This window comes from Aquitalea denitrificans (assembly GCF_009856625.1).
Taxonomy (GTDB): Bacteria; Pseudomonadota; Gammaproteobacteria; order Burkholderiales; family Chromobacteriaceae; genus Aquitalea; species Aquitalea denitrificans.
This window is the reverse complement of record NZ_CP047241.1, coordinates 1,811,975-1,838,602: the sequence shown is the minus strand read 5'-3', so window position 1 is coordinate 1,838,602 and position 26,628 is coordinate 1,811,975. Positions and strand designations below refer to the sequence as shown.

Below are 26,628 nucleotides of genomic sequence, written 5' to 3'. Positions count from 1 at the left end.
GCAGGCAGCGTCCGGAACCGGTGTTGTCACCGCTGGGCCGCAGCCCGCAAACAAGGCCGCATCAGCCGGCCAGCCAAGCGGCAAGCTGCCGCTGTGGCAGCGGATCCCCCAGCGCTTCAATCAGAAAATCGACAAAAGAAGCAATACGCGCCGAAACCGCCGTATTGCGGTAGTAAACCGCCTGCACCGGCTGCAGCATCTCCTGGGTATGCGCCGGCAGCAGCGGCAGCAGATGGCCGGCAGCGCGATCCGCCGCCGTCATGAAATCCGACAGGCAGGCGATGCCATTACCCGTGAGCGCCAGCTGGCGCAGCGTTTCGCCACTGGAGGCACGTACTGTCGGCGTTATCCGCAAATACCCGCCATCGCTGCCGGGCAGTGGCCACAGATTGAGCGACTCCGGCTCGCTGAAGCCCAGCAGCACATGTCGGTCCAGTTCGGCCATGGTTTGCGGCTGGCCATGCGCCGCCAGATAGGCCGGGCTGGCCAGCAGGCGCACCTGGCTATAGGCAATCAACCGGCTATGCAGGGTGGAATCCTTCAACTGGCCAATGCGGATGGCAACATCGGTACGGCGTTCCAGCAAGTCGATGATGCCTTCATTGCTGTTCAGCTCCAGCTCCACCTGCGGAAAACGCGCACGATACGCCTGCACCAGCGGCACGATGACATGCAGCATGAAGGGTGATGCCGCATCAATGCGCAAACGCCCCGACGGCATGGCCCGGCGTGCGCGCATCTGCTCCTCGGCACGCTCTACCGATTCCATGATGGTGCGGGCATTGTGCAGAAAGGCCTGGCCCTCCTCGGTCAGTTCCAGCCGCCGTGTGGTACGGCGCAGCAAGGTCGTCTCCAGCTTTTCTTCCAGCCGCCCCAGCGAACGGCTGCACGCTGACACGGTCAGACCCAGTTGCTGGGCTGCGGCAGTAATCGACCCGGCATCCACCACGGTGGCAAATACCTGCATTTCATCCAGCGTGATGTTCATTATTGAATTTAATTCAAAATAATTTCGTTTATAACCTGCTTTTTGTGCAAAAGCAAAGCAGGCACACTGCAGGCAGTCCCTAGTCGACACCCCATTCCTGCCTACCCGTCTTGCCAGGCAGGAATGGGCAATGCCGCCAGCAACCAGGAAAGCAGCCACATGCCCACACCCACCCCTTATGTCATCAACCTCGCCATTCCCGACAGCACTGAGCGAGCGCTACCACAACACACCCAGCACCCGGAGGGGCAGCAATGAGCCCGATAGCAAACACTGTGCCGTCCAGTAGCGACAAGGCCTGGCTGTCTTTGCTGGCACTGGCCATGGGTGCATTCAGCATCGGCACCACCGAGTTCTCGCCCATGGGCCTGCTGCCGGTCATTGCGCAGGGCGTGCATGCATCCATTCCGGCTGCCGGCATGCTGATCACCGCCTACGCCATTGGCGTGATGCTGGGTGCACCGCTGATGACCATCTTGCTGTCGCACTGGCCGCGCCGCCGGGCCCTGATTGTACTGATGAGCATTTTCACCGTGGGTAATCTGCTGTCCGCCGTGTCAACCGACTACACCACACTGCTGCTGGCCCGCCTGGTGACCAGTCTCAATCACGGTGCATTTTTCGGACTGGGTTCACTGGTGGCGGCCAGCGTGGTGCCGCGCCACAAACAGGCCAGCGCCGTTGCCACCATGTTTATGGGACTGACCATCGCCAATATCGGCGGCGTACCGGCTGCCACCTGGCTGGGGCAGGCCATAGGCTGGCGGATGTCGTTTGCCGCCACTGCCGTGCTGGGACTAATCACCATGCTGACCCTGCGGCTTGCCTTGCCGCGTGGCGAGGCCGGACAGGCACCGCAGGTAAGACGTGAGCTGAAGGTGCTGACCCGCCCGCAGGTACTGACGGCCATGGCCACGACCGTGCTGGGTTCTGGTGGCATGTTCACGCTCTACACCTATATCGCGCCGACGCTGCAACAGCTGACCGGAGCCACACCCGGCTTTGTCACAGCCATGCTGGTGCTGGTGGGAGTCGGTTTCTCGATCGGCAATCTGGCCGGTGGCCGGCTGGCCGACCGCACGCTCAACGGCAGCCTGATCGTCTTTCTTACCCTGCTGGTTGCCATCATGCTGGCTTTCCCGCAGCTGGCGCAAAGCCATGGCGGAGCTGCCTTTGCCATCGTGGTATGGGGCATTGCCACCTTTGCCGTGGTGCCTCCATTGCAGATGCGGGTGATGCGGGCTGCTGCAGAAGCACCCGGGCTGGCGTCCTCGGTCAATGTCGGTGCATTCAACCTGGGTAATGCGCTGGGGGCCGCTGCCGGTGGTGCCGCCATCTCGACAGGGCTGGGCTATGCAGCTGTCCCGATTGTCGGCGCGTTGATCGCAGGCGCGGGCCTGCTGCTGGTGCTGGCCCAACTGGCCCGGCAACGGCAGGCAGCACAGGGCGCACGCACCGAAACCTGCCAGGTCAAATCCTGATTTTCATGCCGGGGCAACCGCCCCGCCAGCCACCCCATTTACTCACCATGGAGCACACACCATGAACAAGATTCCCGCCTTCGGCCTCGGCACTTTCCGCCTGCAAGGCCAGCAGGTCATCGATTCGGTCAGCACCGCCCTCGAACTGGGCTACCGCACCATCGACACTGCGCAGATCTATGACAACGAAGCCGAAGTAGGACAGGCCATTGCCGCATCCGGCATCGCCCGCGACCAGCTGTTTCTCACTACCAAGATCTGGGTGGAGCATATGTCCGCGGACAAGCTGCTACCCAGCCTGATGCAAAGCCTGGACAAGCTGCGAACAGACCACGTGAACCTGACGCTCATCCACTGGCCGGCACCCGAGCACGGCATTGCCGTGGAAGAGTGCATGACGGCACTGGCCCGGGCGCAGCAACAGGGGCTGACGCGTCGTATCGGCGTGTCCAACTTCAATATCGATCTCACCCGACAGGCCATTGCTGCCGTTGGCCAACAGGCCATCGCCACCAATCAGATCGAACTGAGTCCCTATCTGCAAAACCGCAAACTGGCCGGCTTCCTGCAGGATGCAGGCATCCACGTCACCTCCTACATGACCCTGGCCTATGGCAAAGTGCTGGGCGATCCGCTACTGGCCGACATTGCCCGCCGCCATCAGGCCACGGTTGCCCAGGTGGCATTGGCCTGGGCCATGCAGCTGGGTTATTCCGTCATTCCTTCATCCACCCGCCGCGAAAACCTGGCCAGCAATCTGCAGGCAATGCAGCTGCGCCTGAGCGCCGAGGACATGGCCGCCATTGCCAGCCTGGAGCGTAATGGCCGCGAGGTGAACCCCGCCGGTCTGGCCCCGGACTGGGACTGAGGCCGCATCAGCTCATGCTCTGATACAGCTCGTCTTCCTGGGCAAAATGCAGTTGCAACACCGTATCCAGGCTGTACAGCGTGCGTTGCAACTCCAGTATTTCCAGCTGTGATGCAGGCCGGGGCAAGGTGGCTATCTGCATGGCCAGCTTGCGGGAGAGCTTGAAAATTTCCTGATGGCTGCGGCTCAGCGCAGCCAGCGGGTCCTCACCGCCCAGCACCTGCGCCATGGCCGGGTAGACATGCTGCTCTTCCATTTTTTCATGCGGTAGCAGCTGCTGGGTCAGCATGGCATCCAGCCGTGCCAGCTCCTCCAGCTGCTGGGCATGCTGCAGTTGCGGCAGGCCGCGCGCCAGTGCCGACAGCTGCTGCAGCAGAGGATGCAGCTTTGCATGCTCGTCATTCAGTTGCTGCGCGGCATCCGTTGTCAAAGGCCGGGTCTGCAGTAGTGCCGGATGCGGTGCGAGCGCCCGCAGGGCATTCAGGATGACGGCAACATCAATCAGCTCCTGCAACACGGCCCCGGCAACCGGCGGCAGATAGCCAATGGCAGCCGCCAGCATCGCCAGCAAAGACAGGCCCATGCCGGCCATCACGCTTTGCCGGGCAATCGCCATGGTTCGATGTGCGGTCATCACCGCCTCGGCCAGCCGGTCCAGCCTGTCGTTCAGCAAGACGACTCCCGCACTCTCGGCCGCTGCAGCAGCCCCCTGCCCGCCCATTGCCACGCCGACACCGGCGGCACTGAGCGCCGGCGCATCGTTTACACCATCCCCCACCATGATGGTGACCCCCAGGCTGGCGGCCTGCTGCAGCTGACGCAGCTTATCCTGTGGCTGTAGCCCGGCATAAATCCGGTCCACGCCGATACCATGGCCGATGGCTTCCGCCACATCCTGCCGATCACCGGACAGCATGCTGATCTGCCTGATTCCGCTACGGCGCAACATGCGCAGGGCGCGCGGGGTTTCCAGCCGCAGCTGGTCCGACATTTCCAGTACACCCAGCAATTCGCCATCACGCGCAACAAACACCGCACTGGCCCCCTCGATATCCAGACGTGCCTGCAATGTCGTTGCCCAGGCGGGCATGGCCTTGAGCTGTCCGGCCACAAAGGCATGGCTACCCAACACCAGCCGATGACCATCCAGCATGCCACTCAAGCCGGCCCCTGGTGTTTCTTCCAGTTGCTGCGGCATGGGCAGACCGGTTTCGCCCTGATCCAGTGCCGCCTGCAACACAGCGGTGGCAATCACATTGCAGGACATCTGATCCAGTGCTGCCGCCAAGCGCAGCACCTCGGCGGGCGCAATGGCCACCGCCGGGTGAATGGCAACCAGCTTGGCCTTGCCACCAGTCAGGGTGCCGGTCTTGTCAAAAAACAGCAGCGTGGCACGATCCAGCGCCTCCAGCACGGCCCCGCCCTTTACCAGTACGCCTCGGCTGGCACAGCGGGAGATGCCCGACAGCATGGCCACTGGCACGGCCAGCACTAGCGGACAAGGCGTGGCCACCACCAGGACGGCCAGCGCCCGTAGCGGGTCCTGGCTTAGCAGCCAGGCAAGGCCGGCCAGACCCAATGCCAAAGGGATGAACCACAGCGCATAACGGTCAGCCATGCGGGTAAGCGGTGCCCGCGCCTGGCTGGCCTCGGACACCAGTTTCACGATGCCACTGAAGGTGCTTTGTGCGGCCGTGGTGGTTGCCGTCATGCTGAAAGCAGCCGCGGCATTCAGCGTGCCACTGCGCAACAGTGCGCCGGTTTGATGTGCAACCGGCTTGGCTTCACCGGTAAGGGCCGACTCGTCCAGCAAGGCGGCGTCATCCAGCAACCGGCCATCTACCGGCACGGTTTCACCGGCCTTCACCAGCAGCCGGTCGCCAACCCTTACCTCCTCCAACGCAACCCGCTGCAGGCCATTGGCTTCCACCCGGTTGGCATGGCGAGGTGCACGGGCCAGCAGGCCGGACATCTCGCGCTCGGCACGCCCGGCGGCATAGCTGTCCAGCCAGCGACCGCTGGCGGTCATCGCCGCGATGATGGCCGCCGTCAGTGGCTGATCCAGCGCCAGAGAACCGGCAATTGACAACAGCGCCAGCAGATCAACCCCGACATCGCGCTGCCGGATGGCACGCCATGAATCCAGCAACAGCAGCAGCACGGCCGGCATGGCCGATGCCGCCAGCATGACATCCACCGGCATGCTCAGGCCGGACATGCGCTGTAGCGCCCATGCCAGCAAGGCCAGCAGTGGAGAGGACAGCAAGACCGCATAAAGCAGGTTCTGGTTTTTTTTCACCTGGGAAACCTAGTGATCATGAGGAGATGCCACCGGGCTGGCGGCATGGTCAAAGCTGATGTCCAGCAGAGGCGCGTCTGCTTCTGCCTGACAGGCCAATATCCAGCCATCGTCGATTTCTTCTTGAGATAGCACAAGATTATTGTGCATGACGACCTTGCCCTGCGCCACCTTGCATCGACATGCACCACACATGCCGGCCCGGCAACGACAGGGCGGCTGCAACCCATGCTGCTCCATCGCATCCAGCAGACGATGACCAGCGGGCAGCAAGAGCTGGTGGCTGGTGCCGTACAACCGTACCTGCAACCGGGCACCGTCAAGCGGAGACTCCGGCTGCGGTGCGGGGGACGCTGCCATCCTGGGCGGACTGGTTTCAACACGCTTCCGCCTGGACAAGCCCAGCATGAAACCCACTGCCGGGCGGCGAAACAACAGCAACAAGCCTATATGCAGGCCAATCAGCCACAAGCTCAGTTTTGCCAGCATGGCGTGGACATCGGCGGCATCCACCAAGGGCAAACCAGCAAACAGTCTCCCCAGCGCTTCGGCACCAGGCTGCGGCATCAGCCACTGCAGGCCATGACTGATCACCGCCGCGTTATCCACCATCAGCACGCCGCTTGACACCAGCAGCGCCATGACACTCAGCAGGCCAAGGGTAAGGCCCCTGCTCCACTGCCCGCTACTACGCAGGCGCGCCAGATTCACGCCAGCAGGAAAACCCTTTCTGCGCGACCATGCCGCCCACACGCGCCAGCCCAACAGCAACAGACAGCCATATCCCAGCCAGGCATGTAGCAGGCCGGCATTCTCTCCGCTCAGATAGGCCAACAGGAAAACCGCAGCCATCACCCAGTGAAACATCCTGAAACCCATATCGCCTCTCCCATCAGCCTGGAACAGGCCCGCATCATGCGGCGGGATGCTTAATGCGCAATTAAACCGCTTACCGTGGTGCCATTGTTTCCACCACACGCGTTAAGCGCTGCTTAAGCCGGTAAAACTAACATCAGCCTGTGTTCAATACAGGAGAGCGAACAATGCGCCCATGGATGATCCTGACCCTGCTGATGGCCAGCGGGGCAGTCATGGCAAGCCCGGCCATCATCAGCGACTATGCTGGCCAGGCAAAGCAGGCCAATAGCGGATTTGCCGGGTTTTCTGCCGAGCGCGGCAAAAGCTTGTACTACCGGGAAACCGTGCAAGGCGGCAAGAAAATGAGCTGTGCCACCTGCCATACCGCCGACCCGCGCCAGCCCGGCAAGACGCCTGCCTTCCGTCCGATTGATGCCATGGCACCCGTCATTACGCCATCTCGTTTCACGGATGCAAAAAAGGTGGAGAAATGGTTTCGCCGCAATTGTGATGATGTTTTCAAACGGGAATGCACGGCACAGGAAAAAGGCGACTTCCTTACTTTTCTGAGCAGCCTGAAACAAGGATGAACACCATGAAAAAACCTATGCTGCTGACTGCCCTGCTCCTGCTTGCCGGTGCAAGCGCCACGCTGTGGGCCGAAGACGGAGAACACCAAAACCGCGAAAAACACCCCAAACAGACAAGCCGCTCCCTGGCTCAGGCACCGGCGGTCTGGAAAACCGAGTGCGGCAGCTGCCACATGGCCTATCCGCCCGGGCTGCTGCCCGCCACGGCCTGGAAGAAGCAGATGGACACGCTGAAGAATCATTACGGCGTCAACGCCACCCTGACTGCGGAGGACGAAAAAGTAATCCGCAGCTATCTTGCCACGGCAGCAGCCAGCAGGCGTGGCGCGGCAGAGCCGCCAACAGCGGGCGAACCGCCACGTATCAGCCGCAGCGGCTGGTTCATCCGCAAGCACGATGAAATCAGCCCGGCAGTATGGAAGCGCAAATCCATCGGCAGCGCATCCAACTGCCAGGCCTGCCACAGCGGTGCCGCACGCGGCGACTTTGATGAAGACGGTGTCAGAATTCCCCGCTAAACCACGCCCCTGCGGCAAGTAGTCAGAAATCCTGCACCGTGGGGCGCAGCACCACTTCGTTGATGGCAACCGCTGCGGGCTGCCCGATGGCATAGGCAATGGCCTGCGCCACGGCATCGGCCGGAATGGCCTGCTGCTGGTAGAAGGCTTCCACTTCCGCACGGCTGGCAGCATCGCCGGAACCCAGCGGCAGCTCGCTCTGTACCGCACCGGGTTCGATGGAAGTCACACGCACTTTGCCGGCCATTTCCTGGCGCAAGCCCTCGGAAATGGCACGCACGGCAAACTTGGTACCGGAATACACCGTGCCGCCTGGCGCATACACTTTCAGCCCGGCCACCGAGGAGATGTTGATCACATGCCCACCACCCTGCTGCTCGAACAGCGGCAGCACGGCGGCAATGCCATACAGCACGCCCTTGATGTTGATGTCTATCATGCGGTCCCATTCGTCGCTGCGCAGCTGCTGCAGCGGCGCAATCGCCATCAGGCCGGCATTGTTGACGATGACGTCGATGCGGCCAAAGGCCTCACGCCCGGCAGCCACCAGGGCCTGCACATCTGCCAGCCGGGTAACATCAGTACCGGCGTACACCACCTGACCACCGCTGCGACGGATGTCAGACGCAATGACCTCCAATCGCTCTACCCGCCGGGCTCCCAGCACCACCCGCGCCCCTAGTGCCGCCAGATGGCGCGCAGTTGCCTCGCCCAGACCACTGCTGGCACCGGTAATCACCACCACCTTATCCTTGATTTCCTGCTGCATTGCACTCTCCGCTGATTGACGGGTCCATCCCGTGAATGGCTCAAGTATTCCGCCTGTCACTACGGCAATAAATGAAATTGTTACCACTTCACAATTCCATTAAATGGAATAATGTGGATAAAGACTCGCGGAGGAAGCCCATGCTCAATCGTCTGGAAATGCTACGCATTTTTTGCACCGCCGCCGACTGCGGCAATTTCAAGGAGGCGGCACAGCGGCTTGGCATTTCGCCACAGGCCGTAACCCGCGCCATCAAGGAACTGGAACAACTGCAGGGAGAATTGCTGTTTCACCGCAATACCCGTCACTGCCACATCACCGACTTTGGCGCGGCACTGGCCATGGATGCCAGACGCAAGGTGCAGGATATCGACGCGCTGTTCAGCCAGCGCCAGGCGCAGGCGGAAAATGATGTCAGCGGTCTGGTTCGCATCACCGCACCGGCAGCGCTGGGAGAAAGTCATCTGGTACCGGCACTGGCCAGCTTGCTGCAGCAGCATCCCGGCCTGCGCCTTGACTTGCGTCTGACAGATGAAATGAGCAACGTGGTGGACGAGCAGATTGACATCGGCCTGCGGGTTGGCTTCATGCACGATAGCCGCTTCATTGCCCGCGTCGTGGCCCCAGTGCCGTTTTTCATTGTTGCCAGCCCGGCACTGCTGGCGCGCTGCGGCGTGCCGGATTCACTGGAAACACTGGAGAGGCTGCCGGTCACGGTTAGCCTGGACCCGAACACCGGCAAACCCTGGCCATGGTTTTTTGCCGGTGGCCAGCAATGGCATCCTCCATCACCGGTCTTCATGGCCACTGACGTACGCGCCGAATGCGCCGCCGTGGAAAGTGGCATCGGCATCGGCCAGCTGGCTGGGTTTCTGGCCATTCCGCTGATCAAAGCCGGCAGGCTGCAAGCCCTGCTGCCAGCCCTGCAACCTGCGCCGTGGAACCTCAATCTGTATCGCCCACAGCGCGGACCGGTGCCGGCGCGCATCCGCGTGGTATATGACCAGTTGCTGCAAAGCTTTGCCCAGAGCAGCTTCTTTTTCTGCTGAACAGACCAATCCAGCAGTACTAAAGCAGCTTGCGCTCCTCCTCGTACTCACCCCACAAGGCATTCAGAATACCCAGTGATACGGCAAAACCGATACCCAACACCCATGCGAAATACCACATATCGTTCTCCTTTCAATACGCACTGTGATTGTTTTCACGCACATAGGCAGCCGTTACCTTGCCGGCCATCACCCGGTAGGCCCAGCGCGTGTACAGGATGATCAGCGGCATGAATATCAGTGTGACCCCCAGCATCAGGCCTAGTGTCAGCTGACTGGATACGCTGTCCCACACCGTAAGACTGGAGGCCGGATGGCTGGATGAAGGCATGATGAAGGGAAACATGCTGACACCCGCAGTGGCAATCACCCCGCTCAGGCCCAATGCCGATGCCCAGAAGGCGGCAAAACTGCGCCCGCCGCGCAGCAGCAGCATGGCGGTAATGCAGCCCAGGTAAGCGATGGCAGGCAGCAGCATGGTCAAGGGCCAATGCTGGTAATTTCCCAGCCAGGCTCCGGCGGCGCGGCTGACGGTCTTGGCCAGCGGGTCCGGCAGTGCTTCCGGCTGTACCACCGAGGTAATTACATAGCCATCAATGCCCAGTGCCAGCCAGATGCCGGCCATGGTAAAGCCGGCCAGCCAGATCAGGCCGCTGGCCCTTACCCAGCGCTGCGCACGCTGCTGGATAGCACCCTCGGTACGGTGCGCCAGATACACCCCGCCATGAAAGGTGATCATGGCGCTGGATACCACGCCGCACAGCAAGGCAAAGGGGTTGAGCAGGCCCCAGAAACTGCCCTCATAAGTGGATACCAGATTGCTGTCAAAATTAAATGGCACCCCCTGCAGCAGATTGCCAAAAGCCACGCCAAAGATCAGCGGCGGCACCGTTCCCCCGACAAACAGGCCCCAGTCCCATACCGAGCGCCAGGTGGGGTTGTCTATCTTGCTGCGGTAATCAAAGCCCACCGGGCGGAAAAACAGCGCCCATAGCACCAGCAGCATGGCCCAGTAAAACCCGGAGAACGCGGTGGCATACACCAGCGGCCAAGCGGCGAAAATCGCCCCGCCGCCGGTGATGAACCATACCTGATTGCCATCCCAGTGCGGGCCGACGGTATTGATCACCACCCGACGCTCGGTATCGTCCCTGCCGACGAAGGGCAGCAGCGTACCCACGCCCATATCGTGACCATCCATGATGGCAAAACCGACCAGCAACACGCCGACCAGCAGCCACCAGATCACCTTCAAACTTGCATAATCCAGCATGATTGTTCCTCAGTGAGCGGTTTCATTGTCGTAGCGGCCAGTCCCCAGACTGCCCGGCCCCTGACGGGCAAAACGCACCATCAACATCATTTCCACCACCAGCAACACCGTATAAAAGCCGATAAAACCGGCCAGCGAGCCATACAGCGACTCCACCGACAAGGTGGACACCGACAACCGGGTGGGCAACACGCCATAGATGGTCCACGGCTGGCGGCCATATTCGGCCACGATCCAGCCCAGTTCGCAGGACAACCACGGCAGCGGCAGGCAGCACAAAGCCAGTTTCAGCAAGCGGGGCCGATGCTGGAAATTGCCCTTGAGCGAAGCCCAGAAGGCCCAGCCAAACAGCAACAACATGGCCATGCCCATGCCCACCATCAGCCGGAAGGACCAGAACATCGGTGCCACGCGCGGAATGGTGTCCCGCGCGGCAGCATCAATCATCTGCGGGGTCGCCGCTGCCACATCGGCGGTGTACTTCTTCAGCAGCAGGCCAAAGCCCAGATCCTGCTTGCGGGCTTCCAGCACCTTCAGGGCAGCACTGTCGTTGCGATTGCGCCGCAGGGTTTCCAGCGCCTGCACCGCCAGCATGCCGGACTGAATGCGCAAGCGGTTTTGCGCCATGATTTCGTGGATGCCGGGAATCTGCTTGCTGACAGAGCGGGTGCCAATCAGGCCCATCACCCAGGGAATGCTCACCTGCCAGTCGTTTTCCATGCGCGCCTCGTTCGGCCAGGCCAGCAGGTTGAACGATGCCGGGGCCGGCTCGGTATGCCACATGGCTTCGATGGCGGCCAGCTTGGTCTGCTGTGCCTCGCCCACGGTGTAGCCGGACTCATCACCCAGCACAATCACCGAACACACGCTGGCAAAACCAAAGGCCGCGGCAATGCGGAAGCTCTTGCGGGCAAACTCCACATTACGCCCGCGCAGCAGATACCAGCTGGAAATGGACAGTACAAACATGGCTCCGGTGACATAGCCGGCACTCACGGTGTGCACGAACTTGGCCTGGGCATCCGGATTGAGCAGCACAGCGGCAAAGTCGGTCATTTCCATGCGCATGGTCTGGTAGTTGAACTCAGCCCCCACCGGGTTCTGCATCCAGCCGTTGGCAATCAGGATCCACAAGGCCGACAGATTGGTGCCGATGGCCATCAGGATGGTGGCCAGCAGGTGCTGTTTGCGTGACAGGCGGTTCCAGCCAAAGAAGAACAGGCCGATCATGGTGGACTCAAGGAAAAACGCCATCAGCGCCTCGATGGCCAGCGGCGCGCCAAAAATATCCCCCACATAGTGGGAGTAATACGCCCAGTTGGTGCCGAACTGGAATTCCATGGTGATGCCGGTGGTCACCCCCAGCACAAAGTTGATGCCGAACAGCTTGCCCCAGAAACGGGTCATGTCCTGATACACCTGCTTGCCGGTCATCACCCACACGGACTCCATGATCACCAGCAACCACACCATGCCGATGGTGAGCGGGACAAACAAAAAGTGGTAAAGCGCCGTCACGGCAAACTGCAGTCGCGACAGGTCGACGACATTATCTAGCATTGTTTTTCTCCAGGTGTTGGCTGGCCTGTGCCGCATCCAGCATATTGTCTGCCACGCTGGCGGCATCGACATGTACATGATTGGGTGCAACAAAGGCTTTCCAGATAATCAGCAACAGCACTACCTTGATGCCGATGATCCAGGCCAGTTCGCGGCTCAGCTTGCGCGGTGTCTTCTTCATGGGCTGGCTCTCTGTAATGGGGTGCGGTCCAGGCATGGCCGGCCATTGCCGGTAGCGGCACATCCCTAGCATCCTGATTGCAAGTGTCATGCCAGCGGCAAAACCCTTGTTTCGCCCTGATTTCCGGACATTTCTGCGCTAACATGTCATTTCTGTCATGACAAAAAAACACCATGTCACCCCTGACAAATGAAGCCAGCCTGGAAACCATCAGCCGCATGCTGGATGAACTGGACGAACCACGCATCGTCATTACCGAACAGTTCGACATCCTGCATGCCAATCCTTCATACCAGGCGATGTACGGCAAGGAAGTGACCGGGCGGCGCTGCTATGCGGTGTCGCATGGTTACAGCAGGCCCTGCAATGAAGAGGGTGAATCCTGCCCCCTGCAGATGACGCTGGCCAGCGGCCAGCCGGAGCGGGTGCTGCATATCCACCGCACCGCCCACGGCGACGAACATGTGGATGTGGAGCTGATGCCGCTGGCCGACATCAGCGGCCACCGCCACCTGTTCATCGAAAAAATGACACCGCTGCCGCAGGCCAGCAGCCAGCCCGCCCCGGACAAGATGGTGGGCCGCAGCCCGGCCTTTCGCAGCATGCTGTTGCTGGCGCAGCGGGCCGCCCCTTCACACGCGGCCGTGCTGCTGGTGGGAGAATCCGGCACCGGCAAGGAAGGACTGGCGCGTGCCATCCACCAGAATGGCGGTCCCGGCAAGCGTCCCTTCATTGCCGTGGATTGCGCCAGCCTGACTGAAACCCTGCTGGAGAGCGAACTGTTCGGTTACGAGAAAGGGGCGTTTACCGGCGCACAGCAACGCAAGCAGGGCCTGGTGGAGGCGGCGCATGGCGGCACGCTGTTTCTGGATGAGATCGGTGACTTGCCACTGTCGCAGCAGGTCAAGCTGCTGCGCCTGCTGGAATCCGGCAGCTTCCGCCGCGTAGGCGGCATCAGCAGCATACCGGCCAATTTCCGCCTGATTGCCGCCACCCATCGCAATCTGGAAGCCATGGTGGCCGAGGGCAGCTTCCGTGCCGACCTGTTCTATCGCCTAGCGGTGTTTCCCATCCGCTTGCCGCCATTGCGGGAGCGGCGCGAGGACATCCCGCTGCTGGCCACCGCCCTGCTGGAGCGCGTGGCACCGGGCCGCCCGCTGCAACTGGAAGCCTCTGCCTGGCAGTGGCTGTTGCAACAGCCTTTTCAGGGGAATATCCGCGAACTGCGCAATCTGCTGGAGCGCGCCAGCCTGCTGAGTGACGGTGACACCATCACGCTGGAGCACCTGTTGAGCGAGCCATGGCCCGGCACGCCAACGCCAGTTCCCCCAAGCGGCACCAGCACCAGCACCAGCACGGAGCAGCAATTTTGCTCGACACTGCGTGCGCTGGCAGAGGTAGAAGCTGCTTATCTGCAATGGGCCGTCGTACACAGCGGGCTAAGCCGCAGGGCGCTGGCCGAACGGCTGCAAATGACCGAGCGCACGCTATACCGTTATCTGGCGGCGCTGGAAAAGAAAACCCCCGCCACATAGACGGGGGCCAAAACTACAACCTTGGGTGCAGCCTACTAGCAAACTCCGTTCCAGCCAGACGGCCTGCATGCAGCCGGCACGCCAGGGCCAGCTGGTAGGCTTAGTCAGGCAGGCGGGCAATCATGCCAATCAGCGCCGAGCGGCCCTGATGCCGCAAGCCTTCCTGCAGCTCGGCCTGAAATTCAAGCAGCTCTTCAATCTGGCAACCGGCAAAAGCCGCACGCAGCAAATCCAGCGTGTAAAGCTGGTCGATCTCGGACGGGCCACCCGTGCCCAAAGCCAGCTGGGCCGGGGTATAGCCCAGCAAAAGCAGCCGCCCGCCTGGCCGGCACAGTCGCATCATGTCGGCAAACTGCTTGTCTCTTTGAGCGGGCCTGGCAAACTGCATGAAAATGGCCACCACCCAGTCATGACAGCCCTGCAACGCAGTCGGCGGCCATGCATCGTCCAGCATGTCATGCTGGTAAAAATCAACATCCAGCTGCCGTGACGCCGCCAGTTGCACAGCCTTTTTCCGTGCCGTGGCGGAGGCCTCTACGGCGGTAACCCGCAAACCAAGCCCCGCCAGCCAGACGGAATTCCGTCCCTCGCCATCAGCCAGACAGATGGCACGCTGCCCGGCATGGAAACCGGCCTTCTTGCTGGCCAGATACTGATTGGGTGTGGTACCAAACAGATATTCCGCACCAGCCTCCTGATATCTCCGTTCCCAGTCTGCCGCTGTCGTCATTTCAGACCCCTCCATCAAACCCAAGGTGGCACCGACTCAGGCCGCTTCCCGATCCGTCACCAACATGCCGGCCATGCCAGCCATCACCGTCATATTGGCCTCTTCCATGGCCACCAGCGCAGCCAGCGCCGCATCCATATTGCCACTGCGATAGCTGCTTACCGCAGCACGGGCATGATCATGCACCGCCTTGTGCGGCAGCTCCATGGCCCGATAGCTCGGCAGATTGGCAAAGGCGGCACGCCCTTCTCCCTGGTAATACCAGCGCCCCAGACGGCATTGTGTTTCGTCCGGGACATCCCCCGGCTGCATGCCGGACAGACCGAGCAAGGTCTTGTACACCTCCAGCTTGAGCATCAGTTCTTCCAGATTGGCCAGCTCAACGTTAGCCAGCCGTGACGATGCGGCGATGCGTTGTTGCATGTGCACCGACAGTCCAAGCAAATGCTGCATGCTCTGCATTGCCGCCATGCTTTCCGCGCTCTGGCTGGCAGCATTGCCCGCCCCCATTTCCATCACTTCACGCGCCTGACTGGTTTCCAGTTGTATGCCACTGACCAGACCACTGATCTCGGTGGTGGCCTTGGCCGTACGCTCGGCCAGCTTGCGCACCTCATCGGCCACCACGGCAAAACCACGCCCGGCCTCACCGGCCCGTGCGGCCTCAATGGCGGCATTGAGCGCCAGCAAATTGGTTTGCTCGGCAATTTCCTTAATCAGCTGCACAATGCCACCAATCTGGCCGGCACGGCGTGACAAGCCCTCCACTTTCTCCCCTGCACTGCCAATTCGCTGTTGCATATCCTGCAAATCACTGGCGATCTTTTCGAAAGCACGCCGGTTGGTATCGGACTCGGCCGCCGTTGCCTGGGCAGCCTCGGCTTCCTCATTAAGCAAGGACGACAAGCCGGAGAACGATGCCCGCATGCCATCCAGCGAGTCACCGAAACGGGGGAAGTTTCCTGTTACGCCATCCAGCAACTGCTGGCGCTCAACAAGGCTGCGCTCACGCTCGCCCGCAGCAGCCAACTGTTGACGCAGCGAATCAACCTCCATGGCAAGTGACTGATTCTTATCAAGTAGCTGTTGATTCTCCTGCCGAGCCTGTTCCAGATCCTGCTTTGTCTTGAAGCCAAACATGACGCTACCTTTACCAGAAAACGAGCCGCCCGACCGCTGCAGGCAGAATGCCAGGCCGCTCTTTAAGATTCATCTGAAATACATATTATTGCTGCACAGCCCCATCACTCAAGTACCGAGTAGCAGCCCGCCAGAACCGGGCACGAAGCACGGCGGAGTCAATCCAGTGCAATAGTATCGCATTACGATACTTTAGTCAGCCGCATAAAACGCCACACCTCACCAAGCCCAGCCAACTTCCGGCAGACCAACTGCGCCACAACCGCCACAACCGCCACAACCGCCACAACCAAATATCTTTAAGCCAAGCAATACTGCGCGCCACAGATAATCAGCCAAATCCAGACCAGCCCCAAAGTCAGATCAACCCTCGGCCAGCCATTGATAAAACAAAAGAATTACCTATAGTGCAGCAAGCAATACCAATTACAGACAAGCCACTATTCTTGCCGTCCCTGCTGGACAAACTCCTGATCAAGATAGGGTTAATTGTTTACTGATTTAAAATTGATTATTTATTTTAAATGCAAATCTTAATAAATTAATCACCTAGGTGGTTATGCGTATCGTCACCTCCCACTGTATTTATTAAAATCAGCAAGCTTCGCAACACCGTCGGCAACACTGCCGTCCTTTATGCCTTTGCTGTTTTTCTTGAGCACCTGAAATAAAAAGCAAGCTTGCACCCTGCACGCCTGGCAGATACATCAGGGGTCATCAAAGCTGCTGTCGCCCACACACAGAAAACCGGATTGACCCCTATGCGTCTGAATACTGCAATCGGCAACAATCAGAATCAGAAAATAGTCCGCAGCTGGCTGGAACGACTGCCCGCGGCCAATCCGTACGGCAGTGGCGAACAGCTGCTTGAAATCCAGGCCTTCATCCAGCAAAACGAGCACACCCCCTCATTACGGCTGGGGCTGCAACGCCAGCTATTTGAGCACAGCAGTCAGTGGCTGCAGCAACTGGAAGAGCAATTTGGCGAGAATGCCTGCAACCACGCGGCTCTGCGCCTGGCACGCATGGGCAGCAAAGTGCTTGCCCAGCAACTGGAAGGGGTGCAGCAATTACTGAAAACCACCCTGAATACGCGCCCGCTGCTGTCATGGCGACGCCGGGCCCAGCAGGAGCTGACCCTGGCACTGGATATCGCCCAGCGCTACGCCTGCTTTGCACTACGCTGCCATGTGGATTTGAATGCCAGCTACTGGCTGACTACCCACTATCTGTATTACACCGCATTACAACAAGGCTGGCAGAGGCAACAGATTTCATCTGGCATGACCATACTGACTGGCTACCAACACCTGCAGTTGCTGGGCATTACCGACGGCAAGCACATGTCCGGGGCGGAAATCGAAACCACGATTCAGCTAACCGGACTTCTGGCCGACAAGGTGGAACTATGCAAGCTGCAACAGCAAGAACCGGCCAATGCCGGGCATATCTACCTGCTCGACCTCACCCGCGGCAGCCCGCCGCAGTTTCTGCTGTATACCGCCAGCCTGCAGCGGGACGAACACTGCCTGGCATTTGATCTGGGCATGGTGATTACCGAGCTGCTGCAATATGGCGCAACAGACGGGGCCGGAGGCAGACCCAATCGCGCACTGGCCGTGATCGTGGCACAAAAGCTGGCGGAAACATGGACTGCGCCCAAGCGGCGGCGACACAATCGGCACACTGTCCTGCAATCCATGTCACTGATTGCCCAGATGCGTGCCATCCGCCAGGTTCTGGGCAGCAATATGGATCGCTTGCCCTTGCGTGGCAAACTGGACTACAAACCCCAGCGCTCGCACATTTCCATCTTCCAGGCATTGAACAAGAGTGATAGCGGGCTGCTGCTGCGCGGCAACCCCGGCCATCAGTCGTTGCGCATCGGCGAACTGCTGCTGGTAGCCGACAAGCTTGCCCATCACACACCATCGCTCTACGCCGTGCGCTGGACTGCAGTATCCGAACACGCCAACGAAGTGTCCTGCGGTGCCGAACTCATCGGCAACGACCCGGAAGCCGTTGATGTCATGCCCATGGTAACCAGCCCGCATGAGGTTTTTCAGCCCGCATTGCGCCTGCATGCCAGCCAGGGTGACCAGATATCCAACCTGCTCATCATCCCAGGCCAGCCCTTTGCACTGTGCCGGGAATTCCGTCTGCGCGATCGTCGTGGCGAGCACAAGGTAAAAGTAACCCGCGTACATATGCAAACCGCCCTGTACCAGGCAATGGAATTTCAGCGTGCGCTGTAAATTTTTATAAATATTTTAATGTCATTGCAAATAAATAACAGCAATGACAATGTTAAAAAATAATATCAAAAAAAATAATATGCAGGAAATGCCACCACAGCACAGCCTGCTTTATATATAATCTGCACATCAATCGTTTATCCTGATCAAACAAGAGGGATCATGAAAAAAATCACCAAGGCAGTATTCCCCGTAGCAGGTCTCGGCACCCGTTTTTTACCGGCAACCAAGGCCAGCCCCAAGGAAATGCTGCCTGTTGTGGACAAACCGCTGATTCAATATGCAGTGGAAGAAGCCATTGCAGCAGGGATTACCGAGCTAATTTTCATCACCGGCCGTAACAAACGCTCGATTGAAGATCATTTCGACAAAGCTTATGAGCTGGAAACCGAACTGGAATATAAAAACAAAAAGAAACTGCTGGAAACGGTTCAACAAATCCTGCCGGCCAATGTCAGCTGCATTTATATCCGCCAATCCGAAGCGCTAGGTCTGGGCCACGCGGTACTATGCGCCAAGCCGGTAGTAGGCGACGAACCATTTGCCGTGATTCTGGCCGATGACCTGATCGACGGTGAACCGGGCGCTATCGAACAGATGGTGAAGGTTTACCAGGAAACCGGTGCCTCGGTGCTGGGTGTGGAAACCGTGGCGCGGGAACATACCGCGTCCTACGGCATTGTGGATGTGGAGCCGAAAAACGGTCAGCAACATATCTTCAATATCGTGGAAAAACCCCATCCGGACGTGGCCCCGTCCACCCTGGCCGTGGTAGGACGCTACATCCTGTCGCCACGCATTTTCGACAAGCTGGTAAATGTCAGCAGCGGCGTGGGCGGCGAAATCCAGCTGACCGACGGCATTGCCGCGCTGCTGAAGGATGAAACCGTGATTGCCCACCCCTTCAAGGGCGTGCGCTATGACTGCGGCACCAAGCTGGGCTACCTCAAAGCCACCATCAACTACGGTACCAAGCATCCGGAAACCGGCCAGGAATTCAGCAATTTCCTGAAAACCATCAGTCTCTGATCCAACCGATCAGCACCCCGGAACGCAAACACGCTCCGGGGTTTCTTTTTGTCTGCTCGCACGACAATGCAGCGCATCAGTGCCTGGAACTTTCCACCATCAGCCTCAGACGAAACAGGCTTCGTCACGATACACTCCGGCGGCAGCATCATTTCAGTCGAAGACTTCCCCCACCTCACCCCTCAACAGGAAGCAAACATCCGATGTGGAACAGATTTACCAATCTGGGAGACCTGGCAGTCATGTTGCCACTGGCCATGGGCATCGCCATCTGGCTGCTGGCCCAGAAAAAATTTGCCAGTGGCCTGCATTGGCTACTGGCATTTGGCAGCGCCGGCCTGCTGGTTGCCATCAGCAAGATCGCCTTTATCGGCTGGGGAATCGGCAATCGGGATTTCGACTTCACCGGCATCAGCGGCCATACCATGCTGGCCACCGCCACCCTGCCCGTCCTGCTCTACCTGCTGACTCAGGCATTCTCACCGCGCTGGTCTCACCTTGCTGCGCTTGTCGGCATCCTGATGGCGGCGGGCATCGGCTACTCCCGACTGGTTATCCAGGCTCACTCGCTATCGGAAGTTGCCACCGGTTTTCTGTGCGGTGCACTGGTCAGCACAAGCTTTATCCGGCACGGTAAGGACACCTACTCCAAAGCCGCCGGAATGGTACTGCTTGGCCTGTTTTTCCTGATCACCGGCCAGCAATTCGGCCAAAAAGCCCCAGGCCAGGACATCATTACCCGGATTGCCTTACACATGGCTCAGCACAACAAACCATTTGATAGATCAATGCTTCACAACAGCAGTACCCAGCTTAACAAGCCACTTCCACTCAATTAGCCAACAAAATTGTTGGCCCAACTGAGATATCAGCCACATCAATAGATATCAAGCTGCAAATAGCACCGCAACCAACCCCACGCCAGAAAAATAAAACCATTACGACTAACCACCAACGATACGCCTTCCAATCAAGTATTTTCTCAAAAACATTACCACACACCACGAAACAAGAAAAACCACAAGCGAAAGCAATGGAATCAGAAAAAAAACAGCACCTGCATGACTAATGGAAAACAATTTCCCTGCAATTATCAAAAAAATCGGATGTACCAAGTAAATACCAAATGAGCACTCAGATAGCGAAGCAGCACAAGGCAAATTAAAATCAAGCTGCTTTGAGAGAATAAAAATCAAAAAAGAAAAACACACCACCGCAGGGCTCTGATAGTCATAGATCAAGGCCAGACCTTGATCTCCGTAAAAATACATTGCCACTCCCGCACCACCAAAGACAATCAAACCAAAAAAAACCAACATCCCAATCAAAAATTTCTGGGAAAAAGGCAGGACCATTCCTCGCAAAAAATACCCACCAATAAAAAAGCCAAGAAACGGAATAAACTTAATCAGAAATAATTTTGGATTTTCGCCCAAAAACAAGTTCACAGAAGACAAAAGGCACAGCAAAAACACCAGTAACAATCCAGATTTTTCATCCAGATTTTGTACTAGCGTTTTCAAAAACGGAACAAACAAATACAAACCAACCAACATATACAAGTACCACAAGTGCACATACGGCACACCTTGCATTAATGTGGCAAGCACATCTTGAGACTGTATATTTTTAAAAACAAAAAAACGGATAGACAAATAAAAAACAGTCCAAAATACCAACGGCACCAAAACTCTGACAAACCGCTTCCGATAAAACAGAAAAATCGACCCAGGACCATCAAGCAAAAGTGAGCCTGATATCAATAAAAATACAGGTACAGCCCATCTGGAAATTGCATCATAAAAATTAGCAACCCACCACACCATGCGACCAGCGTCATGAATCTTTACCAGATATCCTGCTGAGGTATGAAGCATCACAACGGCAAATGCCGCGGCAACACGTAAACACTCAATCTTTCTGTCTCGTTCCACCATGGCTACCGTGTCGGACTTCCTCAGTAAAAACCCAAATGCTGCCAAGCCATCAATAGCTAGGCAGCACTCTTCCCATTACATCAGGCCTTGACGATGTGGTCGGCGGGGTCCAGATACTTGCCACGGCTGTCGACAATCAGCTGGGCATGTTGCTTCAGCAGCGTGTAATCGAACTTGTCATGGTCGGTGGCCAGCAGCACGCAGTCGTAGCTGGCAATGGTAGCCGCATCCAGCGCCACGCTGGACAGCGCGAAATGGTGCTCGCGCATCTTGGGGAAGACCGGCACGTGCGGGTCGCTGTAGGACACGTCCGCGCCCAGGTCGCGCAGTTTTTCCATCAGGAATACCGACGGGCTTTCGCGCATATCGTCCACGTTCTTCTTGTAGGCAATACCCAGCACCAGCACGCGGCTGCCGTTGATGGCCTTCTTGCGCAGATTCAGCGCAGCGGCCACTTTGGAGACCACATAATCGGGCATGGCGCTGTTGACTTCACCGGCCAGCTCGATGAAACGGGTGTTCACGCCGTATTCACGCGCTTTCCAGGTGAGGTAGAACGGGTCGATCGGAATGCAGTGGCCGCCCAGGCCCGGGCCCGGATAGTAGGGCACGAAGCCGAAAGGCTTGGTGGCGGCAGCGCGGATCACTTCGTGAATGTCGATGCCCATCTTGTCGGCCACGATCTTCATTTCGTTGACCAGACCGATATTCACCGCACGGTGGATGTTTTCCAGCAGCTTGGTCATTTCCGCGGCGCGGGTGGAGGATACCGGCACCACCTTGTCGATCACCGCGCTGTACAGCGCCACGCCGATTTCCTGGCAGGCCGGGCTGTAGCCGCCGCATACCTTGGGAATGGTGCGGGTGGTGAAATTGGGGTTGCCCGGATCTTCACGCTCCGGCGAGAACACCAGGAAGGCATTCTCGCCCACCTTGAAGCCGCGGGATTCCATGCGCGGCAGCAGTTCTTCGTCGGTGGTGCCCGGGTAGGTGGTGGATTCCAGCGATACCAGATGGCCTTCGCGCAGGTAGGGCACCAGGCTGTCCATGGTGTCCAGCACGAAGCTCAGGTCCGGTTCGCGGTATTTGTTCAGCGGGGTCGGCACACACAGAATCAGGGTGTCGGCTTCCGGCGCGCGGGAAAAATCGGTGGTGGCTTCAAAGCCGCGTTCCAGCGCGGTGGCAATGCTGTCGGCGCTGATATGCTCGATATAGCTTTTACCAGCAGTCAGGGCATCGACCTTGCTCTGGTCGATGTCAAAGCCCAGTACCTTGTAGCCCACTTCGGCAAAACGCAGCATCAGCGGCAGGCCGACATAGCCCAGGCCGACAATGCCGATAACGGCGGATTTGTCCGCGATTCGTCCAAGAAGCACGTCTTTTTTTGTCGTCATGAAATCATCCTGAAATATTGAAATGACTTGTTGTTGTTCTCAATCACATCACGCGGCCAGGTATACGGCAGAGGTTTTCTCTGCAATGGCTGGCCAGTCGTAATTCTGTTTTACCCAGCGGGCCGAATCGTTCCAGCGTTGCGACAAGTCTTCTGCTGCATACTGCTGTAGACGGGCAGCAAGCTGCGCGGTATCGCCCAGTGGGAAATAGCACTTCTCCGGCAAGGACAGCTCCAGATGCGGCGGGATATCGCTGACAATCACCGGCGCGGCCAGACTGAGTGCTTCGAGCAAGGCAATCGGCAGGCCTTCATGCGATGAAGGCAGCACAAAAACGCCGCTATAGGCATACAGGTAGGCCAGTTGCTGGGCATTTTGTCGTCCCAGAAACACGACCTGCTCACTGGCACGCTCCAACACCGAGCGAGAATAGTCATCCGCATGGTCTGCCTCGCCGGCGAAAACCAGCTTCCAGCCGGGCAAGGCGGCCTGCTGAAACGCATCAATCAGGTCGTGATGCCGTTTCTCCGGCACAAAGCGACTGACATGCAGGATGTAGCGGTAAGGCTGCAAGCCCAGTTGCTCCACATCGGCCGGGCGAATCGCATCGGTGGCAAAGCCGGTCACACCGTTAGGAATCAGCTTGGCCTGCCGGGACAGAGTGTTCTGCACCAGGTCTTGCAAGCCATGCGAAATGACAATCACTTTGCTGGCACACTTCACCCCCAAAAACTCCGACAGGCGCAAAAAGGCCTTGGCCCCCCTGCCCCATTTCTGTCGCGCATAGTCCTGGCCGTGGTGGGTCATCACCACCTTCATGCCCAACAAGCGGGCCAGCGGAGCAAAAAAAGCCGGACCGATAGCGTGAATGTGCACTAGCTGTTGACGCTGGAAAAATGCCACCCAGATAGCCAGAAAAGTGTGCAGCAGGGTTTCGGTAAATTTGTGCTGCGGCGACCACACCTTGCAGATCTTCACACCGCGCCAGGCCGGGCTGTCGAAATCCGCCATATAGGGTGCGCGCGCATAGACAGTCACCTCATGCCCGGCCGCCACCAGCAGGGGCGCAAGCGATTCGACATGGCGTTCCACACCACCCTGCACATCGGGAATACCCCGCAAACCGATAATGCCTACCTTCATGCCATCACTCCTCCCTGGGCCGGGGTCGCGGCATTCAGGCAGCGCGTAATCCCCTCGACAAAATTGTCAGCCATGTTTTCCACGGTATAAATCTCCCCCGCCTGCAAGGCCATTTGCTGCATCTGCTGCAGCTCCATCGGGGTATCCATCAGCCGTAAGACGCGGCTGACATACTCATCGATCGCATCCCCGATCAGCCAGCCATCCACGCCATTGCGCAGAAAGCAGATTTCCGGCCCATGCTTGGCACCCGCCATGGTGATCAGCGGCACACCGGCGATAAAGGCATCCAGAATGTTCAGCCCCACCGCACCCGGACACAGGGTAAGCGCCGCCAGGCGAAACAGCACCGCCTTGCCGGCACCATGACGCGGGCCGACAAAGCGAATCCAGGGCCGCGTAGCGCACATCTGCTCGACATAGGGTTGTTGTGCGCCGGAACCGACAATCAGCAGGCGGAAGTGTGCTGCCCGCTGCTGCAGACGGTCGGCAATTTCAAACAGCTGGTCCAGCCGCTTGTCCGGATAGAGCGAACCACAGTAAATGCCGACAAAATCACCGGCATCCAGCCCCAGTTCATCCCGCTGACGGGCAATATCCGCCTCGCTCACCATGTAGAGCTGTTCCTTGAACTCGACATTGTCGATGGCATTGTTGAGCACGGTAATCTGCCCGGGCGGAAAGCCTGAGCCTTCCACAATCTGCCGCGTATGCTGGGTGTAACCAAACCACCAGTCCGGCCAGCGCAGGGTTTTTTCCTTCCAGCGCTCGCGCAGACCGCCTGGTGCATTGGACTGGAAGTCCTTGCCATGCCCCCAGAACGCCACCCGAGGCGAGCGGCCAAGGCGTCGCCGCAACAGCCAGTAATAATTGGCCAGCAGGCGGTTCTCATGCATGAACACAAACAGATCGGCGTCCTGCACCACGGCGGGGGCCGGTTGCCAGCAAATATCCTTTTTTTCCTTGATCGGAAAGTAAGTGTTTTTTACCGGAATGGCCCAATCCAGCCGGCCGGTATCCTTTTTCTTGATTTCATCCCGGTAAGGCTGGCCATAGACCACATCCAGCCGGATGCCCCGCTGGGCACATTTAACCCGCATCAGCTCGAACAGCTTGGTGCGGTAGTGAAACAGGCGATACTGAAAAATGGTGACTTTCATGCAAACCTCGGATCTGGCTATTGGCATCAGTCAATGCTGATAAACACTGGGTCAGCAAAATTGCGTGTCAAGGCACTCAGCGTCTCGGTTCTGCTGGAACTCATATTGATTGTCTGGCCATTCAACAAATGGACTTTCCCCAGCATGGGGTTGGCCGTCAGCCATTCAACCGGCACCAGCGGAATACCCCACACCACGCGGCCCACCAGGTAATTTCCCTCGTAGACCGCACAATTGGCCTGGCTGTCTGACAAGGAGCAGCCACGTACCTTCCGCCCCTTGGAAAACCAGATCTTGGCATTGGCATAGGCTTCGCCCAGGCCATTGAGCTGGCCAGCCTTCTTGTTGGGCAAGGTACTGCCCATAGACGAAGAATCATGGGCAAACCAGTAAGTACGTGCCACCCCGCCATTGCTGGATGCCACCTGCACTTTCAACATCAGGCTGGCCGCTTCGTCATCGCTGTACACCTTGTCCAGCGCGCTTCCAACAGCACCCGCCCGCACCTGATTGCCGGAGGAACCCACCAGCACGCCCATCTCGGTATTCCATACCGGCTTGTCCTGCAGCTTATAGCGCACCAGCATCTGGCGGATTTGCGACAACAAGGAGGTGAACTCGTTGATGGAGCCGGTTTTCAGATAAAAGTGGAAGCCAATCACATCGCAACTGCGGCCCCCGCCCTGTGACAGGAAATAATCCAGGCGCTTGATACCAAGGTCAGAGCCATCCATGGCCGGACACACCACCAGGGCCTGCGGGTCGGCCGCATGAATGGCCTGCGCCGCCAGCTCGGTCATGCGGACCAATTGTGCGGTACTGCCAGAAAAGAAACCGGGCGAATACATCTTTATCGCCTCACCGATACGCGGCTCGTTCATTACCTCGTAGGCAGTAATCCGGCCCCGGTAGCGTCTTGCCACCGTGCCGACATAAGCGGACCAGTCGCTCATCCGTACCGGCTCGGCAGCTGCCCCCAGACCGAAACTGCCCAGCTCTGTCGGACGTGCACTGGCCCAGACCGGGGTCTGGCCCAGGGTATACATCACGTTCATGCCACGGGTTTCAGCCAGACGCACATGCTGGTCCAGCACTGAAAAATCATAAACATCCTGCCGTGGCTCCACGTCGCGCCACAACGTCTTGGGATTGCCCCAGATACGGATGCCATCAAAGGCAAAACTGGAGATTGCCGAATAGGAATCCGGGTAAAAAACATGCTGGCCAAAGAAAAATATATTGTTGGAAAATGCCGCAGACGACATTACCGACATCCAAACAAACCAGCCGCACACCAGCAAACGTTTCATGTCATTCCTTTCCGGACTCTTCATAACCACAGCTAAACAAACCCACCGTTGATTTTTCAGATATGACACGAGCCGGAATACCTGCAATCGTGCAATTCCCCTCTGGAAAGCTTTTATTAACAACTGCATTTGCACCAATAATAACATTATCGCCAATAACAATTTTTCCATAAAGCTTGGCACCGGGACCAATATAACAATTACGCCCTATTACCGGAACATCATCCAATGTACCTATTTGAGTGCCGATATTAGTACCAATATGAATGCGACAATTAGGACCAATCCGCGCATAGCTATTTACTACAATATCTCCACGATGCGGCAATGCCAAACCGGGCCCGAACGCATTCAAGGGGATGGAGTAGCCCAGCAACCGCCCTAATCTTCTGCGGCGGATTTCAACAAAAATACGAATCAAAAAGAAACAACCAATATTATGATTGTACTCAGACTGCCGCAACAAACGAACATAACGCCATCTATCATTAAAAAAATGATCTATCCAACCATTTCTCACACCCATGGAGACACGATCCGCCTCCAGATACATTTTGTAAT

25 protein-coding genes are annotated in these 26,628 nt (G+C 58.2%); 9 read left to right on the top strand and 16 right to left on the bottom strand.

Features of this window, described 5'->3' with window-relative positions:
* Positions 1-61: 61 nt before the first annotated feature.
* Positions 62-988 (bottom strand): LysR family transcriptional regulator, encoded by a 927-nt coding sequence (locus GSR16_RS08325; RefSeq protein ID WP_159876320.1) that lies wholly within the window; start codon positions 986-988, stop codon positions 62-64.
* A gap of 254 nt (positions 989-1,242) precedes the next feature.
* On the opposite strand from GSR16_RS08325, the gene GSR16_RS08320 reads away from it, so the two are divergent.
* Positions 1,243-2,469 (top strand): MFS transporter, encoded by a 1,227-nt coding sequence (locus tag GSR16_RS08320; protein ID WP_159876318.1) that lies wholly within the window; start codon positions 1,243-1,245, stop codon positions 2,467-2,469.
* 61 nt (positions 2,470-2,530) lie between these two features.
* Entirely contained in the window at positions 2,531-3,337 is an 807-nt protein-coding gene (gene dkgB, locus GSR16_RS08315; protein WP_159876316.1) for a 2,5-didehydrogluconate reductase DkgB, read from the top strand.
* A gap of 7 nt (positions 3,338-3,344) precedes the next feature.
* On the opposite strand, the gene GSR16_RS08310 is transcribed toward dkgB, so the two are convergent.
* Entirely contained in the window at positions 3,345-5,636 is a 2,292-nt protein-coding gene (locus GSR16_RS08310) for a heavy metal translocating P-type ATPase (protein WP_240902631.1), read from the bottom strand.
* A 9-nt stretch (positions 5,637-5,645) separates the two neighbouring features.
* Positions 5,646-6,515 carry a 2Fe-2S iron-sulfur cluster binding domain-containing protein gene (locus GSR16_RS08305; protein ID WP_159876314.1) on the bottom strand — a complete coding sequence of 290 codons (870 nt, stop codon included), beginning with the start codon at positions 6,513-6,515 and terminating at the stop codon, positions 5,646-5,648.
* Between the two features lie 164 nt (positions 6,516-6,679).
* Here GSR16_RS08305 and GSR16_RS08300 point away from each other — a divergent pair, with 164 nt between their 5' ends.
* Positions 6,680-7,084, top strand: a complete 405-nt coding sequence (locus GSR16_RS08300; protein WP_159876312.1) for a DUF1924 domain-containing protein — start codon at positions 6,680-6,682, stop codon at positions 7,082-7,084.
* Between the two features lie 5 nt (positions 7,085-7,089).
* Complete coding sequence (locus tag GSR16_RS08295) at positions 7,090-7,602, top strand: diheme cytochrome c (protein WP_159876310.1); 513 nt, start codon at positions 7,090-7,092, stop codon at positions 7,600-7,602.
* A gap of 22 nt (positions 7,603-7,624) precedes the next feature.
* Here the strand turns inward: GSR16_RS08295 and GSR16_RS08290 are convergent, their stop codons facing one another.
* Positions 7,625-8,371: an SDR family oxidoreductase gene (locus GSR16_RS08290; protein ID WP_159876308.1), complete on the bottom strand. Its 747-nt coding sequence runs from the start codon at positions 8,369-8,371 to the stop codon at positions 7,625-7,627.
* A 140-nt stretch (positions 8,372-8,511) separates the two neighbouring features.
* On the opposite strand from GSR16_RS08290, the gene GSR16_RS08285 reads away from it, so the two are divergent.
* Positions 8,512-9,420: a LysR family transcriptional regulator gene (locus GSR16_RS08285; RefSeq protein WP_159876306.1), complete on the top strand. Its 909-nt coding sequence runs from the start codon at positions 8,512-8,514 to the stop codon at positions 9,418-9,420.
* 19 nt (positions 9,421-9,439) lie between these two features.
* Here GSR16_RS08285 and cydX read toward each other — a convergent pair whose 3' ends face one another.
* From cydX to cydP, 4 genes are read right to left on the bottom strand one after another with little or no spacing between them, the layout of a single operon-like run.
* Positions 9,440-9,541, bottom strand: coding sequence for a cytochrome bd-I oxidase subunit CydX (cydX, locus tag GSR16_RS08280; RefSeq protein WP_159876304.1), 102 nt, complete (start codon positions 9,539-9,541; stop codon positions 9,440-9,442).
* Positions 9,542-9,553: 12 nt separating this feature from the next.
* Positions 9,554-10,693, bottom strand: a complete 1,140-nt coding sequence (gene cydB, locus GSR16_RS08275; RefSeq protein WP_205677522.1) for a cytochrome d ubiquinol oxidase subunit II — start codon at positions 10,691-10,693, stop codon at positions 9,554-9,556.
* A gap of 9 nt (positions 10,694-10,702) precedes the next feature.
* Entirely contained in the window at positions 10,703-12,253 is a 1,551-nt protein-coding gene (locus GSR16_RS08270) for a cytochrome ubiquinol oxidase subunit I (protein WP_159876302.1), read from the bottom strand.
* Positions 12,243-12,434 carry a cytochrome oxidase putative small subunit CydP gene (cydP, locus tag GSR16_RS08265; protein ID WP_159876300.1) on the bottom strand — a complete coding sequence of 64 codons (192 nt, stop codon included), beginning with the start codon at positions 12,432-12,434 and terminating at the stop codon, positions 12,243-12,245. The genes GSR16_RS08270 and cydP overlap by 11 nt, the downstream gene beginning before the upstream one ends.
* A 173-nt stretch (positions 12,435-12,607) precedes the next feature.
* Here cydP and GSR16_RS08260 point away from each other — a divergent pair, with 173 nt between their 5' ends.
* Complete coding sequence (locus GSR16_RS08260) at positions 12,608-13,969, top strand: sigma-54 interaction domain-containing protein (RefSeq protein WP_159876298.1); 1,362 nt, start codon at positions 12,608-12,610, stop codon at positions 13,967-13,969.
* 100 nt (positions 13,970-14,069) lie between these two features.
* Here GSR16_RS08260 and GSR16_RS08255 read toward each other — a convergent pair whose 3' ends face one another.
* Both GSR16_RS08255 and GSR16_RS21320 read right to left on the bottom strand, forming a co-directional pair.
* On the bottom strand, positions 14,070-14,699 hold the full coding sequence (locus tag GSR16_RS08255) for an SAM-dependent methyltransferase (RefSeq protein ID WP_159876296.1): 630 nt from the start codon (positions 14,697-14,699) through the stop codon (positions 14,070-14,072).
* Between the two features lie 36 nt (positions 14,700-14,735).
* A complete protein-coding gene (locus tag GSR16_RS21320) occupies positions 14,736-15,839 on the bottom strand; it encodes a methyl-accepting chemotaxis protein (RefSeq protein WP_159876294.1) in 1,104 nt (367 codons plus the stop codon).
* Between the two features lie 761 nt (positions 15,840-16,600).
* Between GSR16_RS21320 and GSR16_RS08245 the strand changes: the two genes are divergently transcribed.
* From GSR16_RS08245 to GSR16_RS08235, 3 genes are all read left to right on the top strand, one after another.
* A complete protein-coding gene (locus GSR16_RS08245; protein ID WP_159876292.1) occupies positions 16,601-18,094 on the top strand; it encodes a hypothetical protein in 1,494 nt (497 codons plus the stop codon).
* 162 nt (positions 18,095-18,256) lie between these two features.
* Positions 18,257-19,123 (top strand): UTP--glucose-1-phosphate uridylyltransferase GalU, encoded by an 867-nt coding sequence (gene galU / locus GSR16_RS08240; protein WP_159876290.1) that lies wholly within the window; start codon positions 18,257-18,259, stop codon positions 19,121-19,123.
* Between the two features lie 203 nt (positions 19,124-19,326).
* Positions 19,327-19,962 carry a phosphatase PAP2 family protein gene (locus tag GSR16_RS08235; RefSeq protein WP_159876288.1) on the top strand — a complete coding sequence of 212 codons (636 nt, stop codon included), beginning with the start codon at positions 19,327-19,329 and terminating at the stop codon, positions 19,960-19,962.
* Positions 19,963-20,067: 105 nt separating this feature from the next.
* On the opposite strand, the gene GSR16_RS08230 is transcribed toward GSR16_RS08235, so the two are convergent.
* The 6 genes from GSR16_RS08230 to GSR16_RS08205 all read right to left on the bottom strand — a co-directional run bounded on the left by GSR16_RS08230 (position 20,068) and on the right by GSR16_RS08205 (position 26,593).
* Complete coding sequence (locus tag GSR16_RS08230; protein ID WP_159876286.1) at positions 20,068-21,060, bottom strand: acyltransferase; 993 nt, start codon at positions 21,058-21,060, stop codon at positions 20,068-20,070.
* An 80-nt stretch (positions 21,061-21,140) separates the two neighbouring features.
* Positions 21,141-22,454, bottom strand: coding sequence for a nucleotide sugar dehydrogenase (locus GSR16_RS08225; RefSeq protein ID WP_159876284.1), 1,314 nt, complete (start codon positions 22,452-22,454; stop codon positions 21,141-21,143).
* Between the two features lie 48 nt (positions 22,455-22,502).
* Positions 22,503-23,597, bottom strand: a complete 1,095-nt coding sequence (locus GSR16_RS08220) for a glycosyltransferase family 4 protein (RefSeq protein ID WP_159876282.1) — start codon at positions 23,595-23,597, stop codon at positions 22,503-22,505.
* Positions 23,594-24,757, bottom strand: a complete 1,164-nt coding sequence (locus GSR16_RS08215; protein ID WP_159876280.1) for a glycosyltransferase family 4 protein — start codon at positions 24,755-24,757, stop codon at positions 23,594-23,596. The genes GSR16_RS08220 and GSR16_RS08215 overlap by 4 nt, the downstream gene beginning before the upstream one ends.
* A 26-nt stretch (positions 24,758-24,783) precedes the next feature.
* Positions 24,784-26,067 carry an endo-1,4-beta-xylanase gene (locus GSR16_RS08210; protein ID WP_159876278.1) on the bottom strand — a complete coding sequence of 428 codons (1,284 nt, stop codon included), beginning with the start codon at positions 26,065-26,067 and terminating at the stop codon, positions 24,784-24,786.
* A 1-nt stretch (position 26,068) separates the two neighbouring features.
* Complete coding sequence (locus GSR16_RS08205) at positions 26,069-26,593, bottom strand: serine O-acetyltransferase (protein ID WP_205677521.1); 525 nt, start codon at positions 26,591-26,593, stop codon at positions 26,069-26,071.
* Positions 26,594-26,628: the final 35 nt, after the last annotated feature.

What these genes read in the sequence shown, in the direction of transcription:
- GSR16_RS08230 (WP_159876286.1), bottom strand. Translation starts at nt 21,060, where the DNA reads ATGGTGGAACGAGACAGAAAGATTGAGTGTTTACGTGTTGCCGCGGCA.
- cydP (WP_159876300.1), bottom strand. Translation starts at nt 12,434, where the DNA reads ATGAAGAAGACACCGCGCAAGCTGAGCCGCGAACTGGCCTGGATCATC.
- GSR16_RS08255 (WP_159876296.1), bottom strand. Translation starts at nt 14,699, where the DNA reads ATGACGACAGCGGCAGACTGGGAACGGAGATATCAGGAGGCTGGTGCG.
- GSR16_RS08235 (WP_159876288.1), top strand. Translation starts at nt 19,327, where the DNA reads ATGTGGAACAGATTTACCAATCTGGGAGACCTGGCAGTCATGTTGCCA.
- GSR16_RS08290 (WP_159876308.1), bottom strand. Translation starts at nt 8,371, where the DNA reads ATGCAGCAGGAAATCAAGGATAAGGTGGTGGTGATTACCGGTGCCAGC.
- galU (WP_159876290.1), top strand. Translation starts at nt 18,257, where the DNA reads ATGAAAAAAATCACCAAGGCAGTATTCCCCGTAGCAGGTCTCGGCACC.
- GSR16_RS08245 (WP_159876292.1), top strand. Translation starts at nt 16,601, where the DNA reads ATGCGTCTGAATACTGCAATCGGCAACAATCAGAATCAGAAAATAGTC.
- GSR16_RS08270 (WP_159876302.1), bottom strand. Translation starts at nt 12,253, where the DNA reads ATGCTAGATAATGTCGTCGACCTGTCGCGACTGCAGTTTGCCGTGACG.
- cydX (WP_159876304.1), bottom strand. Translation starts at nt 9,541, where the DNA reads ATGTGGTATTTCGCATGGGTGTTGGGTATCGGTTTTGCCGTATCACTG.
- GSR16_RS08215 (WP_159876280.1), bottom strand. Translation starts at nt 24,757, where the DNA reads ATGAAAGTCACCATTTTTCAGTATCGCCTGTTTCACTACCGCACCAAG.
- cydB (WP_205677522.1), bottom strand. Translation starts at nt 10,693, where the DNA reads ATGCTGGATTATGCAAGTTTGAAGGTGATCTGGTGGCTGCTGGTCGGC.
- GSR16_RS08295 (WP_159876310.1), top strand. Translation starts at nt 7,090, where the DNA reads ATGAAAAAACCTATGCTGCTGACTGCCCTGCTCCTGCTTGCCGGTGCA.
- GSR16_RS08205 (WP_205677521.1), bottom strand. Translation starts at nt 26,593, where the DNA reads ATGGGTGTGAGAAATGGTTGGATAGATCATTTTTTTAATGATAGATGG.
- GSR16_RS08285 (WP_159876306.1), top strand. Translation starts at nt 8,512, where the DNA reads ATGCTCAATCGTCTGGAAATGCTACGCATTTTTTGCACCGCCGCCGAC.
- GSR16_RS08300 (WP_159876312.1), top strand. Translation starts at nt 6,680, where the DNA reads ATGCGCCCATGGATGATCCTGACCCTGCTGATGGCCAGCGGGGCAGTC.
- GSR16_RS08325 (WP_159876320.1), bottom strand. Translation starts at nt 988, where the DNA reads ATGAACATCACGCTGGATGAAATGCAGGTATTTGCCACCGTGGTGGAT.
- GSR16_RS08210 (WP_159876278.1), bottom strand. Translation starts at nt 26,067, where the DNA reads ATGAAACGTTTGCTGGTGTGCGGCTGGTTTGTTTGGATGTCGGTAATG.
- GSR16_RS21320 (WP_159876294.1), bottom strand. Translation starts at nt 15,839, where the DNA reads ATGTTTGGCTTCAAGACAAAGCAGGATCTGGAACAGGCTCGGCAGGAG.
- dkgB (WP_159876316.1), top strand. Translation starts at nt 2,531, where the DNA reads ATGAACAAGATTCCCGCCTTCGGCCTCGGCACTTTCCGCCTGCAAGGC.
- GSR16_RS08220 (WP_159876282.1), bottom strand. Translation starts at nt 23,597, where the DNA reads ATGAAGGTAGGCATTATCGGTTTGCGGGGTATTCCCGATGTGCAGGGT.
- GSR16_RS08320 (WP_159876318.1), top strand. Translation starts at nt 1,243, where the DNA reads ATGAGCCCGATAGCAAACACTGTGCCGTCCAGTAGCGACAAGGCCTGG.
- GSR16_RS08305 (WP_159876314.1), bottom strand. Translation starts at nt 6,515, where the DNA reads ATGGGTTTCAGGATGTTTCACTGGGTGATGGCTGCGGTTTTCCTGTTG.
- GSR16_RS08260 (WP_159876298.1), top strand. Translation starts at nt 12,608, where the DNA reads ATGTCACCCCTGACAAATGAAGCCAGCCTGGAAACCATCAGCCGCATG.
- GSR16_RS08225 (WP_159876284.1), bottom strand. Translation starts at nt 22,454, where the DNA reads ATGACGACAAAAAAAGACGTGCTTCTTGGACGAATCGCGGACAAATCC.